We start from the raw sequence: 16,038 nt of genomic DNA on the forward strand, positions 1-16,038 counted from the left end.
ATTCCGATGCGTGCTGGAGCCATCACCCTTGGGCTGGACTTTGGTAGTGATTCGGTGCGTGCGCTGGCCGTGGATTGTCATAGCGGCAAAGAGCTGCAGAGTGCGGTGTTCAGCTATCCGCGCTGGCAACAGGGCTTATACAGCGATCCGCACACTAACCGTTTTCGTCACCATCCACAGGATTACATCGACGCCATGGAGCAGGCGCTGCTCGGCGTGCTGAATGCACTGAGTGAAGATCAGCGCAACGCCGTGGTCGGCATTGGTGTTGACAGCACCGGTTCGACCCCTGCCCCTATTGACCGCGACGGCAACGTGCTGGCGCTGCGTCCGGAGTTCGCCGACAACCCCAACGCGATGTTTGTGTTGTGGAAAGATCACACCGCTATAGAAGAAGCGGAAGAGATCAATCAGCTGTGCCACAGCGGCCGCTTCCAGGATTACAGCCGCTATATTGGCGGGATTTACTCCTCTGAGTGGTTCTGGGCGAAGATTCTGCACGTGTCGCGTGAAGATGCGGCCGTGCGTGACGCCGCTGTCTCCTGGGTCGAACTGTGCGACTGGGTGCCAGCCTTGTTAAGCGGCACCACTGCACCTGACAAATTGCGTCGGGGGCGCTGTGCGGCCGGGCACAAGGCGCTGTGGCACGGCGACTGGAACGGCCTGCCCGATGTCGATTTTCTCAATGCGCTGGACCCGCTGTTGACGCAACAGCTCGACTCTCCCCTGTTTACTGATACCTGGACCGCTGATCTGCCTGTCGGCACGCTTAGCCCTGAATGGGCGCAGCGTCTTGGTCTGACGCAAACCGTGACGCTTTCGGGTGGCGCATTTGACTGCCATATGGGCGCGGTCGGTGGCGGTGCCAAACCCTATACCCTGGTGAAAGTGATCGGCACCTCGACCTGCGACATCCTGATTGCGGATAGTGAAAAGGTCGGCGATCGCGACATCAAAGGCATCTGTGGTCAGGTCGATGGCAGCGTAATGCCAGGCGCTATCGGGCTGGAGGCGGGTCAGTCTGCCTTTGGTGATATCTACGCCTGGTTCAGCCGTTTACTGGGCTGGCCGCTGCAGCTGGCGGCGCAGCAGCATCCGGAGCTGAAGCCTCAGCTGGCTGAGATGCAAAAGAGTCTGATTAAAGATCTGACCGAGGCCTGGGCCGCAAACCCGCAGCTCGACCATCTGCCGGTGGTGCTGGACTGGTTTAACGGTCGCCGCACGCCAAATGCTAATCAGCGGCTGAAAGGGGTGATTACCGACCTCAATCTGGGCACCGATGCCCCCGCGCTGTTTGGTGGTCTGGTCGCCGCCACCGCATTTGGCGCACGCGCAATTATGGAGTGCTTCGAACAGCAGCAGATCCCGGTCGAGAGCATTCTGACCCTGGGCGGCATCGCGCGGAAATCCCCGGCAATTATGCAAGCCTGCTGCGATGTGATGAATCGCCCACTGGATATCGTCGCCTCTGACGAGTGCTGTGCGCTGGGTGCGGCCATTTTCGCCGCCGTCGCCGCCGGTGTGCACGCCAGCGTTCCCGACGCCCAGCAGGTGATGGCCAGCCCGATTGCCGTGACGCTGCAGCCCGACCCGGCGCGCGTCGCCCGCTATCAACAACTTTATCAACGCTATCAACAATGGTGCGTGGCGGCTGAACCGCAATACGCCGCACGCCCCGCTTCCGCTAAGAGCCTATCCCAGCAGGCGTAATGTTGCAGGCAGTCTGGACACGGACAGCGCGGAACAATCCGTAGTACACGGAGTACGTGAGGATTACTCGCTACGCTCGCCCTTTCAGGGCCGCCCTGACGGGCGTTCAGGTTGCTAAAGCAGCCTGTGTGAGCACTGCCCAGGTTCAGACTGACAAATAAAATAGCCTATTGAGGTAGGCTCAAAGTAAAGGAGTGGTTTTATGGAACAGTCAAACAGCTACAGCGTGTGGTTTGTCATCGGCACGCAGCACCTCTACGGGGCGGAGACGTTACGCCAGGTTGAACAGAATGCACGTCAGGTGGTAGAGGGTTTAAATCAGGCCGGTTTACCGCTGCGTCTGGAGCTGAAACCGCTGGTTAAATCACCGGATGAAGCGCTGGCTCTGTGTCGCGATGCCAATTATGACAAGGAGTGCGTCGGTATCATTACCTGGCTGCACACCTTCTCCCCGGCCAAAATGTGGATCGGTGGCCTGAGCGTGCTGAATAAGCCGCTGCTGCAATTCCATACCCAGTTCAATGCGGAGATTCCGTGGGACAGCATGGACATGGACTTTATGAACCTGAACCAGACCGCACACGGCGGCCGCGAGTTCGGTTTCATCGGCGCCCGTATGGGCCTGCAGCACAGCGTGGTGACCGGTCACTGGCAGGATAGCGCCAGCCAGCAGCGCCTCGGCAACTGGATGCGTGCAGCACTGACAAAACAGGCCAGTCAGCAGCTGAAAGTTGCGCGTTTTGGCGACAACATGCGTGAAGTGGCCGTGACCGAAGGCGATAAAGTCGCCGCGCAGATTCAGTTCGGTTATTCGGTGAATGGCTGGGGCGTCGGCGATCTGGTTGAGGTGATCAATGGCGTCAGCGATGGCGACGTGAATGCGCTGGTCGATGAATATGAAAGCCTTTATCGCTTTACCGATGTTGCCGCTTCCGGCGGCGAAAAGCGTCAGAACGTGCTGGATGCCGCGCGCATCGAGCTGGGTCTGAAGCGTTTCCTGGAAGCAGAAGGCTGCCACGCTTTCACCACCAACTTCCAGACGCTGCATGGCATGACGCAGTTGCCAGGTCTGGCGGTTCAGCGTCTGATGGGTCAGGGCTATGGCTTCGCAGGTGAAGGTGACTGGAAGACTGCTGCGCTGCTGCGCATTTTCAAAGTACTGGCAGGCGATCGCAAAGGTGGCACCTCCTTTATGGAGGATTACACCTATCACTTCTCACCCGGTAACGATCTGGTTCTCGGCTCGCATATGCTGGAGGTCTGCCCGTCGATTGCCATTGAAGAGAAGCCATTGATCGATGTGCAGTTCCTGGGCATTGGTGATAAAGCCGATCCGGCGCGCATGATTTTCTCAACGCCAGCGGGTCGCGCGATTAACGCCAGCGTAATTGATATGGGTGATCGTTTCCGTCTGCTGGTTAACGTGGTGGATGCTATCGAACAGCCGAAACCGCTGCCGAAGTTGCCGGTTGCGCGCGCACTGTGGAAAGCCCAGCCGTCACTGGCAACGGCATCCGAAGCGTGGATTCTGGGCGGCGGCGCGCACCATACGGTGTTCAGCCAGGCGCTGACGCTGGATGATATGTATCTGTACGGTGAGATGAACGATATCGAAGTGCTGGTGATTGATGAGCACACGCGTTTACCTGCGTTTAAAGACGCACTGCGCTGGAACGAAGCGTATTACCGTTTGAAACGTTAATAACTAAAGGGCGCTGTTCAATTTTTTAATTAACAGCGCTCTTAAGTAAGTTAATGAAACGGCCGACGCAGGATTATGCGGCATCAGTTTTTGATAAATACTGTGCTATTCAGTCGGGAATTGAAAATCCCATGCGGCGAACACCTTAATTCACTGCTCGTTATCTACCCCTTATTAATACTTTCTCGCATGTTTTTAAAAGCAATGATCAAGCCCAACCGGGAAGGAATGGTATGCCTGAAAAGCAAAGCGTCCGTGCCAGGAATGGCGCGGCCGATCCGCATGGATGCGGGAATCCTTTGCGATCAGGCATACCTTTCCTGACCTTTCTCATCAGCCAACAGCAATTTGTATTAATCCACCATCAATAGAAATATCCACTGTCCTGCTTCTTAAAGCGATGCATCAGCCCAACCGGGAAAGAAAGGTATGCCTGAAAAGCAAAGCGTCCACGCCAGGGATGGCGTGGCCGATCCGCATGGATGCGGGAATCCTTTGCGTTCAGGCATACCTTTCCTGACCTCTCTCATCAGCCAACAGCAATTTGTATTAATCCGCCATCAATAGAAATATCCACTGTCCTGCTTCTTAAAGCGATGCATCAGCCCAACCGGGAAGGAAAGGTATGCCTGAAGAGCAAAGCGTCCGCGCCAGGGATGGCGCGGCCGATCCGCATGGATGCGGGAATCCTTTGCGATCAGGCATACCTTTCCTGACCTTTCTCATCAGCCAACAGCAATTTGTATTAATCCACCATCAATAGAAATATCCACTGTCCTGCTTCTTGAAGCGATGCATTAGCCCAACCGGGAAGGAATGGTATGCCTGAAGAGCAAAGCGTCCGCGCCAGGGATGGCGCGGCCGATCCGCATGGATGCGGGAATCCTTTGCGATCAGGCATACCTTTCCTGACCTTGCACCTAAATCCAATAGCGATTGTTTTTGCTGTCATACAAAAGAGAACCTAAGTCTTTGCTATAACTTAACCCTTTCTTGAACTTGCACTTTCCCCCACCAGCCTGTATTGCTTGTAGCCTGAAAAAACAAAGGTCGCCAGCGCCATGCAAATTGCCGAGCTAAACCAACATCCCGGCCTCGCCGGACAAACCGCACAACTGTTGCACACTGAATGGTCACACCTTCCTGCATGGTCTCACCCGCCTGCAATCCTTGAGCGTTTAAAACAGCGCAATCAGAAACCTTCGGCAGAATTTACTCTTATTGCCACACCGGATGGCGAAACGGTGGTCGCGACCTGCAGCGTCATTCGCTATGAACTGGATGACATTCCGGCACGAGAATTCTGGATTGGTGAGGTGGTGACGGACAAGGCATTCCGGGGTCAGGGCGTGGCAAAAGCGTTAATACAGCAGGCGATTGCGCGAGCCAGACAACAGCAGATGGGTGAACTGTGGCTCTATACACCCGATCAACAGGCGTACTATCAGCGTTCAGGATGGCAGGCGGTGGAACAGCGGCAAATCGCGGGTGAAGAAGTTACGGTAATGGTGCTGCCTCTGGCGCAGTAAAAGGCGGCTCCTGCGAGCCGCCATTGATCGGAGTACTGAAGAACTCAGGAAGGTAATCGCTTAACGGGCGCGTTCTGCTGACGATCCCAGATGACCGTCAGTAACCGCTGCAGGGCGATAAACGCAAACAGCAGAATTCCGATGGCGATCTTGGTCCACCAGGAACTCAGCGTACCGTCGAAGTTAATCCAGGTCTGAATCAGCCCCTGAATCAACACACCGAACAGCGTGCCCAAAACGGTACCGACACCACCCGACAGCAGCGTGCCGCCAATCACCACTGACGCGATCGCATCCAGCTCCACACCCAGCCCTGCCAGCGCATAACCTGCCGAGGTATAAATCGAGAACACGATCCCGGCCAGCGTCGCCAGCGTGGTGGAAAGCATATAAATCTTAATGGTGGTCGCACGGGTCGAAACGCCCATCAGCTGGGCGGATGTCATATTGCCACCGATGGCGTAAACCCGGTTACCAAAACGCGTGCGGTGCGCCAGAATAATCCCGCCAGACACCACCACAAGCATAATCACCGCCAGCAGGCTGAGACGCCCACCGCCCGGCACTTTCCACGCCAGACTGGAAAGCATGCTGTAGAACGGATGATCGATAGGAATTGAGTTCTCCGACACCAGATAACTGCATCCGCGCAGGAAAAACATCCCCGCCAGCGTAATGATAAATGCCGGAATCTTCAGTGCATCGATCAGCCAGCCCATCATGGCGCCGAACAGCGCGCCCAGCGACAGAATCAGCGCAAAGGCCAGCAAGGGATCGATATGAAAATCACCGATCGCCCGGGCAAGAAACACGCCGGTAAAGGCGATCACTGCACCCACAGACAGATCGATACCGCCCGATAAAATCACGAAGGTCATGCCGACGGCGATAATCCCAAGGAAAGCATTATCGGTCAGAATATTGCAGATTACCCGGGTGGAGGCAAAGCCCGGAAACTGACTCAGACAAAACAGGTAACCCGCCACAAACACCAGCAAGGTGATCATCAGCGGAAGATGACGTTTAATCATGTCGGGCGTCTCCGTTTCAATATCGCAATAAACCGTGGTGACTGCAGCAACAGCACGCACATCACCACCACCGCTTTCACCACCTGATTCAGCTCAGGCGGGAAGCCGGAGAGCAAAATCCCGGTATTCATCGACTGAATAATCAGCGCGCCGATCAGCGACAACACCAGATTAAAACGGCCACCCATCAGCGACGCACCGCCAATCACCACGGCGAGAATCGCATCCAGCTCCAGCCATAATCCGGCGTTATTGGCATCCGCACCGCGTATATCCGCCGCGACGATCAGCCCCGCAACAGCGGCACAAACGCCACTTATGGCGTAGGTTGACATCACCACCAGCCAGCCTGTCACACCCGCGTTACGGGCCGCGCGCAGATTAATCCCAACAGCTTCGATAAACAGACCCAGCGCGGTTTTGCGCGTCAGCAACCAGACCGCCAGCGCTACCACGAGTGTGATCCAGACCGGGACCGGCAACATCCACAGCGAGCCGTTACCAAACCAGCCAAGACTGTCACTGTCGAACGTCACAATCTGCCCCTGCGTAATCAGCTGAGCGATTCCGCGCCCGGCGACCATCAGAATCAGCGTGGCAACAAATGGCTGAATACGCAGCAGCGCCACCAGCACGCCATTCCATACGCCACAGGCTAAACCGGTTCCCAGCGTGCAGAGAATAATAAACGGCACACCGTGTCCGGCTACGGTCAATGTCGCAGCCGTCGCGCCTGCGATCGCCATCACCGCACCCACGGAAAGATCGATGCCGCCGGTGGCGATCACCAGCGTCATCCCGATCGCCAGCAGGGCAACCGGTGCCGCACGGTTAAGAATATCGATCGGACTGCCGAACAGACGCCCATCCTGCAGATGCACGGCAAAAAAGTTATTGGCCACCAGACTGTCAATCAACAGCACCAACAGCAGCGCGGCGATTTGCGGCATCCCTGGCGGGAGTTTCAGCTTACGACGTGGCGTTTTTTCAGATGTCATAGGGGACTCAAGCATGTTTTACCCCTCCGTCCGCGATAGCATTGACGATCGACGCTACCGAAAGCTGCTCCAGCGGAATTTCTGCCACCTGCTTCAGATCGCGCATAATCAACACCCGATCGGCATAACCGACCAGCTCTTCGAGTTCAGAGGAGATCACCAGCAGCGCCAGACCATCGGCGCACAGGGATTCAATTAAACGGATAATCTCGGCGTGCGCGCCCACATCAATGCCGCGCGTCGGTTCGTCGAGGATTAAAAACTGCGGTTTGGTCACCAGCCAGCGCGACAGCAGCACCTTCTGCTGGTTGCCGCCCGATAACAGCTCCACAGGCTGCTCTGCATGCGGCGTACGAATACCCAGACTCTTGATAAAACGATCGGCAATCGCCTGCTGCTCGCGCTTCTTAATCGGCCGTAGCCAGCCGCGCTGCGCCTGCAACGCCAGAATAATATTTTCACGCACCGAGGCCGCGCCGATAATCCCGTCTGTCTTACGGTCTTCCGGGCAAAAACCCATGCCCAGCTGCGAGGCTTTCGCCGGATTAGTAATGCGCTGCACCTTGCCTTTGATCTTCGCTGTTCCTCGGTCGGCACGACGAATACCAAACAACACCTCGGCGGTTTCGGTGCGGCCCGAACCCAGCAGCCCCGCCAGTCCCACGACTTCGCCTGGACGAACTTCCAGGTTAAAGGGCTCAATGGTGCCTTTCCTGCCGTAATCTTCAAACGACACCACCGGCTGATTGCTGCGCAGCGTGCTGCCCTGCCGCTGCAGCGCCGTCTCCAGCAGTTCGCGACCCAGCATCAGCTTAATCAGCTCAATCTGCGGCAGCGTGGCGGTATCGCGGGTGGCGATAAATTGCCCGTTACGCAGCACGGTAATCCGGTCAGTAATGCGGTACACCTGGTCGAGAAAGTGCGTCACAAAAATCAGGCTCATCCCTTTGGCTTTTAACTGCGCCATCAGGGTAAACAGCATCTCAACCTCGCTGGCATCCAGACTGGCTGTCGGCTCATCCAGGATCAAAACCTGGGCGGAAAGATCGACCGCGCGGCAGATGGCGATAATCTGCTGCATCGCCACCGAGTAGTGGCCCAGCGGACGTGTCACATCAAGGGAAAAACCATAGTTCCGCATCAGCGCATCGGCCTCCCGCACCATCCGGCGACGGTCAATCATGCCAAAGCGGCGTGGTTCGCGGCCAATATAGAGGTTATCTGCCACCGACATGTTCGGCAGCATATTCACTTCCTGATAAACGGTGCCGATACCCATCTCCTGCGCCTGCGCCGTATTATGCGGCGTAATCGGCTCACCATTCAGGGTGATGGTCCCTGCATCACGGCTGTAAACACCGGTCAGCACTTTAATCAGGGTGGACTTGCCGGCACCGTTCTCCCCCAGCAGCGCCATGATCTCCCCTTTACGGATATCAAAGGAAACATTATTCAGCGCTTTGACGCCGGGAAAACCTTTGCTGACGCCGCTGATGGATAACAGCGGTGTTTCATTTTGCGTGGTCATTCTGCTCACTCCGCCTCACGTCATGAAAAACCGCCCCGTAGGGCGGTCTGCGGCTGGTCTGCGGCTGATCGGTGAATCAATAACCCATGCCTTTTTTGGTATCCAGCTCCTTCTGCGCGTCGGCAGGCAGGAACAGCTTAGATTCGGTCTTGATCACTTTTGGCGGCAGCGTGCCATCTTTCTTGAATTTTTCCAGCGCATCAAACGCCGGGCCAGCCATGTTTGGCGTCAGCTCCACGTTGGCGTTAGCCTCACCCGCCAGCATCGCTTTATAGATATCCGGTACACCATCAATCGAGCCGGTCAGAATATCTTTGCCCGGTTTCAGGCCAGCTTCTTTAATCGCCTGAATGGCACCGATCGCCATATCATCGTTATGCGCGTAAACCATGCAGATGTTTTTGCCGTTGTTCTCCGCCTTGATAAAGCTCTCCATCACCTCTTTACCCTTACTGCGGGTAAAGTCACCCGACTGCGAGCGGATCACTTTAATGTTTGGATGGTTGCTGATCGCTTCAGCAAAGCCTTTCTTACGATCGATTGCCACGCTGGCACCCACCGTGCCCTGCAGTTCCACCACGTTACACTGCTTGTCACCCACGGTTTTCACCAGCCAGTCGCCAATCAGCTTGCCTTCCAGCACGTTGTCAGCCGTCACCACCGCCTGATAGAGCGATTTGTCTTTTACCACAATGGCGCGGTCCAGCAGGTAAACCGGGATTTTGGCATCTTTGGCTTCTTCCAGTACCGGCTCCCAGCCGGTCTGCACCACCGGTGCGATGAAGATGGCATCAACGCCCTGAGCGATGAATGAACGTACCGCCTTGATCTGATTCTCTTGTTTCTGCTGTCCGTCGGCGATTTTCAGGGTGATTCCGCGTTTTTTGGCTTCGCTTTTCGCTACGTTGGTTTCCGCCGAACGCCAGCCAGATTCCGAACCTACCTGCGAGAAGCCGACCGTCATATCTGCAGCGAGTACCGGGCCGGTTAACGCGGCGCTGACCAGCGTGGTCAGAAGTAAACGTTTCCACATAGTTTTTAATCCTCTGAAAGGCGTTTGCTGTTTAGGGTAGAGAGCCTGCTTAGACTGGACTAAAAAAGCGTGCATAATGGCGACACACTTCACAAAACAGAGCAATTTAAAGGGGTTACGTGTAGTCACACGGTTTGGCTGACGAGGGAGTTATGGATAAAACGGCTGAGTAGAAAAAATCTGCTCGTTAAATAATTGTAATAAACAGAATCGCTTATGCTTACTGCCACTGGAAACGATTACAGCCAGGCGTACAAAACGGGTTATCCGGCCTGCGATGAACAAAAAATGGGATTTGTGATAGTCCGCACAGTAGATCGCTGGCCTGAGTCAGGGGCGAAACGTTTCTCTGGCACTAAGTGCAGAATGGTTAATTTTTTTGGGCTAAAACGGTGAGAAAGAAGCCACTAATGCATTGTCAGCGCTGAATAAGAAAAAAATAATATTTAACCTCTGCTTTTAAACGCTTTATGCCGGCTCTGTCCGTAATAAGTTAGTGAGGTGTTTAAGATATAGACGCTGAGTTGCTGGCTCAGACAATAGTAAAAAAGCCAGATATGGAGTTTTAGTGACTAATGAGGTGCTTTTATCTGATTTTCGCCTTTTTTAAGCCGCATGATCTGGACAGCATAAGCTTGCCCCCTATACTGAGCACTCCTTTGTTACTTCTATCTGTTATGGCAATGATGACTGCGCACGATTACCTGCTTAAATTCCGCAAAGTAAATAATTCAGACAGTCTGGAAAAGCTTTTCGATCATCTTAATTACTCCCTGACGAATGATCTGGAAATCATCAATATGTACCGGGCTGCCGATCACCGACGTGCTGAACTGGTCTCTGGCGGACGGTTATATGATCTCGGCTGTGTCCCTAAAACGGTGTGGCGCTACGTGGTCTGATTTCCGGCTGATTTATCGCTGTTTATCCCGCTGATCTTGTCCGGATGGGCGTGCCCCTCTGGACATGTTATTCTGCTGCGCTTCGACTCCCCGAGACAGGAATAACCACGATGAATGAACAGGTTGCTGCGCCGCGTATTGGTGGCTGGCTTTTGCTGCCGCTGGCCTGGCTGATAATGACCCTGTTAACCACCGTTCTGGTGCTGGCGATGTATCTGACACCACTGTTTAATCCGGAATGGCGTGTGGCGCTGTTTTCTCACGGCAGCACACTCTTCTCTTACTGGGCTATTTCCCTGCTCACCGCCGTGGCGGTCTGGGCTTATAGTCTCTGGATCAGCTGGCTGTTCTTTAAGCGCTCCCGCCGCCTGCCGCGTCACTACCTGCTCTGGCTGCTGATTACCGTGCTGCTGGCGCTGAAAACCTTTGCCTTTACGCCGGTTACCGATAGCCGTGCCCTCCAGACATTACTGCTGTCGCTGCTGGCCGCTGCGGTGTTTGCGCCCTACTTCAAACGCTCAAAACGGGTAAAAACGACCTTTATCGCGCCATAACGCTGTGAGTTATGTCAGGAATTTAATTCTGAGTGCGGTCTGCCGCTCAGCAGATGGCGCAGGTGTTGAGATACGCCGCGCTATCAATGATAATAAGCCGCTTTCTGGCTCCCAGGCGAAAAAATGACCGATTATCTGCTTCTCTTTGTTGGCACCGTGCTGGTGAATAACTTCGTATTAGTGAAGTTTCTCGGCCTGTGTCCTTTTATGGGCGTTTCCAAAAAACTGGAAACGGCGATTGGCATGGGCCTCGCCACGACATTCGTCATTACCCTGGCCTCGATCTGCGCATGGCTGGTCAACCATCTGATCCTGCTGCCGCTGGATCTGGTCTATCTGCGTACCATGGCCTATATCCTGGTGATCGCCGTCGTGGTGCAATTCACCGAAATGGTGGTGCGTAAAACCAGCCCGTCGCTCTATCGTCTGCTGGGTATCTTTCTGCCGCTGATCACCACCAACTGTGCGGTGCTGGGCGTACCTCTGCTGAGCGTCAACCTTAACCACACCTTTATGCAGGCCGCGCTGTATGGTTTCAGTGCCTCTATCGGCTTCTCGCTGGTGATGGTGCTGTTCGCCGGTATGCGCGAGCGGCTGGTGCTGGCCAATGTTCCTGCCCCGTTTAAAGGCAACTCCATCGCCCTGATTACCGCGGGCCTGATGGCGCTGGCGTTTATGGGCTTCAGCGGTCTGGTGAAATTCTGATGACCGCGATCTGGATTGCTGTTGCCGTATTAAGTGCGCTGAGCCTGGTGTTCGGCGCGCTGCTGGGTTACGCCTCGCGCCGCTTTGAGGTCGAAGAAGATCCTATTGTTGAGCAGATTGATGCCATCCTGCCGCAGAGCCAGTGCGGTCAGTGTGGCTATCCGGGTTGTCGTCCCTATGCGGATGCGGTCGGCAATAATGGTGAAGCGATCAATAAATGCGCGCCAGGTGGTGAGCAGACCATGCTCAAGCTGGCAGCCCTGCTTAACGTTGAACCGCAGCCGATCGATGGCGACGAAACGGCGAAAGAGCCGGTGCGCACCGTGGCGTTTATTGATGAAGCCAACTGCATTGGCTGCACCAAATGTATTCAGGCTTGTCCGGTAGATGCCATTGTCGGGGCAACCCGCGCCATGCACACCGTGCTGAGCGATGTCTGCACCGGCTGCGATCTCTGTGTCGCGCCCTGCCCGACTGACTGTATTGAAATGCGTCCGGTTGCCACCACGCCAGCTAACTGGAAGTGGGATTTAAATACCATTCCTGTACGGGTGATCCCGGTAGAAACTCATGCTTAATCTGTTTAACTTCCTGAAAAAAGATAAGGTCTGGGATTTTCAGGGTGGTATTCATCCGCCGGAAATGAAAACCCAGTCCAACGGCACGCCGCTCTCCGAACTGCCGTTGCCGCACCGTTTTATTATCCCGCTGAAACAGCATATCGGACATGAAGGTGAGATCTGCGTTGCGCCTGGCGACAAAGTGCTGCGCGGTCAGCCTCTGACATTTGGCACTGGCCGCATGCTGCCAGTCCACGCGCCCACCTCCGGCGTGATTGAAGATATCGGTCAGCATATGACTGCGCACCCTTCAGGTCTCTCTGAGCTTTGCATTTTCCTGACGCCAGATGGCGACGACCGCTGGATGCCGCTGGATCCGCTGCCTGACTACCGGCAGCATCCGCGCGCCGACATTGTGCAGCGTATTCACGACGCCGGCATTGCCGGTCTCGGCGGCGCGGGTTTCCCCACCGCCACCAAACTGAAGGGCGGCCTGCGCGGGGTTAAAACCCTGATAATTAACGCGGCGGAGTGTGAGCCTTATATCACCGCTGACGATCGTCTGATGCAGGACTACGCTGCCGAAGTCCTAGAAGGCAGCCGTATTCTCGCCTGGGTGTTACAGGCTGAACAGGTGCTGATTGGCATTGAAGATAACAAGCCTGAAGCCATTGCCGCACTGAAGCAGGCGCTGGGTAGCGAGCGCGATCTGCACATCCGGGTCATCCCGACCAAATATCCCTCCGGCGGTGCCAAGCAGCTGACCCGAATCCTGACCGGGAAGGAAGTGCCGCACGGCGGACGTTCCTCCGATATCGGCGTGCTGATGCAGAACGTCGGCACCGCCTGGGCGGTTAAGCGGGCCATTATTAATGGTGAACCGATCACCGAACGCGTTGTGACGCTGACCGGCGAGGCGATCGCCCAGCCGCGTAACGTCTGGAGTCGTCTCGGCACCCCGATCAGCCATCTGTTACACCAGGTCGGGTTCACGCCTGCGCCGCGTCAGATGGTGATCATGGGCGGTCCGCTGATGGGCTTTACCCTGCCATCACTGGATGTGCCGGTGGTGAAGATCACCAACTGTATTCTGGCCCCGTCTGCCAGTGAGATGGGCAACAACGACGAAGAGCAGTCCTGTATTCGCTGTTCAGCCTGTGCCGATGCCTGTCCGGCCAAACTGCTGCCGCAGCAGCTTTACTGGTACAGCCAGGGCGGCGATCACGATAAAGCGCGCGCTCACCATATTGATGACTGCATCGAATGTGGTGCCTGCGCCTATGTCTGCCCGAGCAATATTCCGCTGGTGCAATATTACCGTCAGGAAAAAGCGGAACTGCGCGCCATCGAACTGGAAGCGAAACGCACGCTGGAAGCCAAAGCACGCTTCGAAGCACGCCAGGCGCGACTGGAGCGTGAAAAGCAGGCTCGTGAAGCGCGTCATGAAGAGGCGAAGCAACGCGTTGCCCGCACCGATACCAGCGAACTGGCTGCGGCCAAAGCGCGGGTGAAAGCCCGCCAGACGGCCGAACCGGATGAGGCAACGCTTGAAGCCCAGCGTGAAGCCCGCCATGCGCAGGCGCGTCTGCGTCAGGCCGAGGCGCAGGCTGAAACCCAGCCGGTGACGCGTCAGACCGTCGATCCGCGTAAAGCGGCGGTTGAAGCGGCTATTGCCCGGGCGAAAGCGAAGAAAACAGTGCCGGTTGAGGCGGCGGATAACCAGGCTGAGGCCAGTGTCGATCCGCGTAAATCGGCAGTAGAAGCCGCCATCGCCCGCGCCAAAGCGAAGAAAGCCGCTCAGGCGGAAAACGCCGAGGCTCCGCAGGCCGCAACCGACAGCGCTGCAGACGCCGCGCCGGACGCCGCCGCTGAAAGCGATCCGCGTAAAGCCGCGGTTCAGGCCGCTATCGCCCGCGCCAAAGCGAAGAAAGCCGCACAGGTGGAAAACGCCGAGGCACCAAAGGCCGCAGGCGACAAAACTGCAGAAGCCGCGACAGACGCCGCCGCTGAGACCGATCCGCGTAAAGCCGCGGTTCAGGCCGCCATCGCCCGCGCCAAAGCGAAGAAAGCCGCTCAGGCGGAAAACGCCGAGGCTCCGCAGGCCGCAACCGACAGCGCTGCAGACGCCGCGCCGGACGCCGCCGCTGAAAGCGATCCGCGTAAAGCCGCGGTTCAGGCCGCTATCGCCCGCGCCAAAGCGAAGAAAGCCGCACAGGCTGAAGCTGCCGAGGCTCCGCAGGCCGCAGGCGACAGCGCTGCAGAGGCTGCGCCGGACGCTGCCGCTGAAACCGATCCGCGTAAAGCCGCGGTTCAGGCCGCCATCGCCCGTGCCAAAGCGAAGAAAGCCTTACAGGCAGAAAACGCCGAGGCACCGCAGGCCGCAGGCGACAGCGCTGCAGAGGCTGCGCCGGACGCCGCCGCTGAGACCGATCCGCGTAAAGCCGCGATTCAGGCCGCCATCGCCCGCGCCAAAGCGAAGAAAGCCGCTCAGGCGGAAAGTGAGGCGGATGCCGCTTCACGTGATGCCGCAGCACTGGCTACCGCCGCGCATTTTGCGGTGGATAAAGCGGAGCAGGCCCAGGAGCAGGCAAACAACGCCAATGCAGAACCTGAACAGGCACCTGAACTGAATCAACCCGATGATGCGCGCAAGGCCGCTATTGCTGCCGCCATCGCCCGTGCCAAAGCGCGTAAAGCGCAGTCGTCTACGACGCTTGAGGATTAAATGGCTTTTCGTATCGCAAGTTCTCCTTACACCCATAATCGCCGCAGCACCGGCAATATCATGCTGCTGGTGGTGCTGGCCGCGGTGCCAGGTTTTGCTGCACAGTGTTATTTCTTTGGCTACGGCACCTTTTTACAGGTCTTACTGGCGACGCTGACCGCCTGGCTGACAGAGGCAGCGATTCTGCGACTGCGCAAAGCGCCCGTTGCCAGCACCCTGGCAGATAACTCGGCGCTGCTGACCGCCGTCCTGATCGGTATCAGCCTGCCGCCGCTGGCGCCGTGGTGGCTGGTGGTGATCGGTACCCTGTTTGCTGTCGTCATTGCGAAGCAGCTCTATGGCGGACTGGGCCAGAATCCGTTTAACCCGGCGATGGTCGGCTATGTGGTCCTGCTCATCTCCTTCCCGGTGCAGATGACCAGCTGGTTGCCGCCCGATACGCTTCAGGCGATCAAACCCGGGCTGATGGACAGCCTGAGCATGGTGTTCCAGGGCCACACGCTGGCGGGTGAAACCATGCAGCAGTTACAGATGGGTGTTGATGGCATCAGCCAGGCGACGCCGCTTGATACGTTTAAAACTGGTTTACGCGCGGGGCACAGTGCTGAACATCTGCTGGCGCAGCCGATTTACAGCGGCGTGCTGGCGGGCCTCGGCTGGCAGTGGGTTAACGTGGGTTATCTGGCCGGCGGCCTGTTCCTGCTTTGGAAAAATGCTATCCGCTGGCATGTCCCTGCCGCCATGCTGCTGTCACTGGCCTTCTGCGCGACGCTGGGCTGGTTCTTCTCACCGGAATCGCTGAACAGCCCGCTGATTCATCTTTTCTCCGGTGCCACCATGCTGGGTGCGTTCTTCATTGCCACCGATCCGGTGACCGCTTCAACCACCAACCGTGGCCGCCTGGTGTATGGCGCGCTGATTGGACTACTGGTCTGGCTGATCCGCAGTTTTGGCGGTTATCCCGATGGCGTAGCGTTTGCTGTGCTGCTGGCGAACATCTGCGTGCCGCTCATCGATTACTACACCCAGCCGCGCGTTTACGGCCATCAGAAGGATTAAGC

General features: G+C 56.7%; 13 protein-coding genes. 9 read left to right on the forward strand and 4 right to left on the reverse strand.

Going from position 1 to position 16,038, the window contains the following annotated elements; all coding sequences use genetic code 11:
* Positions 1 to 6 precede the first annotated feature (6 nt).
* The 3 genes from HFD95_RS01630 (at position 7) to HFD95_RS01640 (ending at position 4,941) form a co-directional block, all read left to right on the forward strand.
* A complete protein-coding gene (locus tag HFD95_RS01630) occupies positions 7 to 1,710 on the forward strand; it encodes a ribulokinase (RefSeq protein ID WP_061703991.1) in 1,704 nt (567 codons plus the stop codon).
* A gap of 202 nt (positions 1,711 to 1,912) precedes the next feature.
* Positions 1,913 to 3,412, forward strand: a complete 1,500-nt coding sequence (gene araA / locus HFD95_RS01635; protein ID WP_010670082.1) for an L-arabinose isomerase — start codon at positions 1,913 to 1,915, stop codon at positions 3,410 to 3,412.
* A gap of 1,061 nt (positions 3,413 to 4,473) precedes the next feature.
* Complete coding sequence (locus tag HFD95_RS01640) at positions 4,474 to 4,941, forward strand: GNAT family N-acetyltransferase (protein WP_167429749.1); 468 nt, start codon at positions 4,474 to 4,476, stop codon at positions 4,939 to 4,941.
* Positions 4,942 to 4,985: 44 nt separating this feature from the next.
* On the opposite strand, the gene yjfF is transcribed toward HFD95_RS01640, so the two are convergent.
* The 4 genes from yjfF to ytfQ form a co-directional block, all read right to left on the reverse strand.
* Positions 4,986 to 5,972 carry a galactofuranose ABC transporter, permease protein YjfF gene (yjfF, locus tag HFD95_RS01645; protein WP_010245373.1) on the reverse strand — a complete coding sequence of 329 codons (987 nt, stop codon included), beginning with the start codon at positions 5,970 to 5,972 and terminating at the stop codon, positions 4,986 to 4,988.
* Entirely contained in the window at positions 5,969 to 6,985 is a 1,017-nt protein-coding gene (gene ytfT, locus HFD95_RS01650; RefSeq protein WP_045140388.1) for a galactofuranose ABC transporter, ATP-binding protein YtfT, read from the reverse strand. Before ytfT ends, yjfF begins: the two co-directional genes overlap by 4 nt.
* Positions 6,978 to 8,498, reverse strand: coding sequence for a sugar ABC transporter ATP-binding protein (locus HFD95_RS01655; protein ID WP_010245377.1), 1,521 nt, complete (start codon positions 8,496 to 8,498; stop codon positions 6,978 to 6,980). The genes ytfT and HFD95_RS01655 overlap by 8 nt, the downstream gene beginning before the upstream one ends.
* Before the next feature lie 76 nt (positions 8,499 to 8,574).
* A complete protein-coding gene (ytfQ, locus tag HFD95_RS01660; RefSeq protein ID WP_010245380.1) occupies positions 8,575 to 9,531 on the reverse strand; it encodes a galactofuranose ABC transporter, galactofuranose-binding protein YtfQ in 957 nt (318 codons plus the stop codon).
* A 686-nt stretch (positions 9,532 to 10,217) separates the two neighbouring features.
* Here ytfQ and ydgT point away from each other — a divergent pair.
* From ydgT to rsxD, 6 genes are all read left to right on the forward strand, one after another.
* A complete protein-coding gene (gene ydgT / locus HFD95_RS01665) occupies positions 10,218 to 10,433 on the forward strand; it encodes a transcription modulator YdgT (protein ID WP_003853427.1) in 216 nt (71 codons plus the stop codon).
* 110 nt (positions 10,434 to 10,543) lie between these two features.
* Positions 10,544 to 10,987 (forward strand): DUF2569 domain-containing protein, encoded by a 444-nt coding sequence (locus HFD95_RS01670; protein ID WP_010245382.1) that lies wholly within the window; start codon positions 10,544 to 10,546, stop codon positions 10,985 to 10,987.
* 123 nt (positions 10,988 to 11,110) lie between these two features.
* Positions 11,111 to 11,692 carry an electron transport complex subunit RsxA gene (rsxA, locus tag HFD95_RS01675; RefSeq protein ID WP_003853423.1) on the forward strand — a complete coding sequence of 194 codons (582 nt, stop codon included), beginning with the start codon at positions 11,111 to 11,113 and terminating at the stop codon, positions 11,690 to 11,692.
* A complete protein-coding gene (rsxB, locus tag HFD95_RS01680) occupies positions 11,692 to 12,270 on the forward strand; it encodes an electron transport complex subunit RsxB (RefSeq protein ID WP_010245386.1) in 579 nt (192 codons plus the stop codon). Before rsxA ends, rsxB begins: the two co-directional genes overlap by 1 nt.
* A complete protein-coding gene (gene rsxC / locus HFD95_RS01685) occupies positions 12,263 to 14,977 on the forward strand; it encodes an electron transport complex subunit RsxC (RefSeq protein WP_167429750.1) in 2,715 nt (904 codons plus the stop codon). Before rsxB ends, rsxC begins: the two co-directional genes overlap by 8 nt.
* Positions 14,978 to 16,036: an electron transport complex subunit RsxD gene (gene rsxD / locus HFD95_RS01690; protein ID WP_010670076.1), complete on the forward strand. Its 1,059-nt coding sequence runs from the start codon at positions 14,978 to 14,980 to the stop codon at positions 16,034 to 16,036.
* Positions 16,037 to 16,038: the final 2 nt, after the last annotated feature.

Source organism: Pantoea sp. EKM10T, assembly GCF_011800685.1.
Lineage (GTDB): Bacteria > Pseudomonadota > Gammaproteobacteria > Enterobacterales > Enterobacteriaceae > Pantoea > Pantoea agglomerans.